This is a genomic window from Tannerella forsythia (genome assembly GCF_003860135.1).
GTDB classification, from domain to species: Bacteria; Bacteroidota; Bacteroidia; order Bacteroidales; family Tannerellaceae; genus Tannerella; species Tannerella forsythia_A.
In genome coordinates this window covers 1-1,885 of record NZ_RQYN01000109.1, presented here as the reverse complement: position 1 = coordinate 1,885, position 1,885 = coordinate 1, and the positions used below count along the sequence as shown (strand labels likewise).

Below are 1,885 nucleotides of genomic sequence, written 5' to 3'. Positions count from 1 at the left end.
CACGTTGAACGGATATTCAGGATCAAACTCGGCCAGTGTCGCGCGCACATGTTCCATCGCCGCACGCATATCCGAACCTCCTTTAACCTTAACATAGGCATACTGATGCGAATCTGCCCATTTGCGTGTACCCGTCAGATAGAAGGCCATCGGAACAACCTCGGTACGGAACGAAGCAAACTTAATATCGGGCATAATACCGACAATCTCCGACCTGCTAATCGTTGTCCCTACTTCCAATTCAAATCGATCACGTGCCGTCTCATTAAAGATGTAAACTCCATATTCCGTATGGGTATCTTCGATGCGGAAATTTCGTCCTTCCGAAACCGGAATACCCATCACGTCCAAAAAAGAATAATCGACGGGGATAACCTGATAGGTAACGTTTTTTCCTTTGTATCCTCTACCCAAATCACCGTACTGATCGGCACTCGACAGCAGCATCATCGAATACGTTACCGCTTCGATGCCGGAAAACTCCCTCATTCGTGCAGCGAACGCGTCGGTACTTTTCTGAATCTTATCGCTGATATTCGTAACAATCAATTCATCTTTCTCATATCCCAGTGCCGCATGCTTCATATAATGGTTTTGCAGGTACATGAAGCCGGCACCAATGATCAACGCAAACGAGGCCATAAACTGAAATCCCATCAACGTATTTCGAAGTCTTCGTCCTTGCGATGACAAGCCAAAGCTCCCTTTCAATGCCAATACGGGAGGAAACGAAGTCATATAAAACGCCGGATACAGTCCGGCTAACGTTCCGGTTGCAACCGCAATAAGAGCGGTGCTACCTGTTATCAACGGATGCGCCATGAAAGAAAGTTCCGCATCGACCAGGACCGACAAGGGACTATGGGCAAACAAATCGACCCAAAGAAGGGCAAGGATGTAAGCAAACAGACTGATAAGAACAGCTTCACCAATGAGTGACCAGCGGATCATACTTACCTCGGCTCCCATCACTTTCTGCGTGTTGATACTTTTGATGCGCATAGGTGTCAGCGCTGTGCTAAAATTCGTAAAGTTAATCCCGGCAATTACAAGAATAACGATGGCAATCGCAAACAGAACCGGCAAAGTCTCGCGTCCAGCTTTGGGGATAATGTCGTATGCCACCCCGGCAATATAATGCAAATCTATCAGAGGCGTAAAGTGAATATCGTTATCGGGATTGTTTAACGTAATACCGTGATCGGCTGTTTCGGGTGTGCGTTCAAAATTCTTTTTAAAGTTTTCGGAAATCAATGAAATATTGGCTGCATCATCTATCCGGATATACACATAATAATGAAAATCCCCCCATTTGTTCTTGTTCTCATCCTCCGGAATAGCTCTATAAATGATGTTTCCGACACTTGTGTTTGCCGGAAAATCACGATATACGGCCCCTACCGTCAACGTACGATCTCGCCCAAGCAGCAGTTTCCCTACGGAAGAACCATCGCCAAACAACTTGCGAGATAGACTCAGAGGAATCACGGCATGGCCGGGATTTTTTAACGCCTCCTTTGTACCTTCCACAAAATCGAATGTAAATACATCCATATAACCGGGAGTCACCGGCATTATCTTCTCCTTGTACGATCGTTTGTCACCATTCACCTCGACCGTAAAAAAGATTTGCCCCAGCAATGGATTGGCATTCGCTAAGCCGCCCGCCACGATATGCGGCGATGAAGCAAATAAACTTTCGGCCAACGGACGGCTGATATTCGCCTGTCTTCCTTCTTTATTAATAAATTCCATGCGGAAGATTTCCGCATGATCGGGATGACATTTATCGAACATTCGATCATAATCTACCTGCATCATAATCACCATAAACGCGGCGAAGGCGACCGACAATCCCGCCACGTTTAGCAGCGTCGCCATCTTA

1 protein-coding gene is annotated in these 1,885 nt (G+C 46.4%); it reads right to left on the bottom strand.

Going from position 1 to position 1,885, the window contains the following annotated elements:
* Positions 1-1,885, bottom strand: a 1,885-nt coding sequence (locus EII41_RS13455; protein ID WP_148091759.1) for an ABC transporter permease, incomplete at both ends; no start/stop codon positions are given.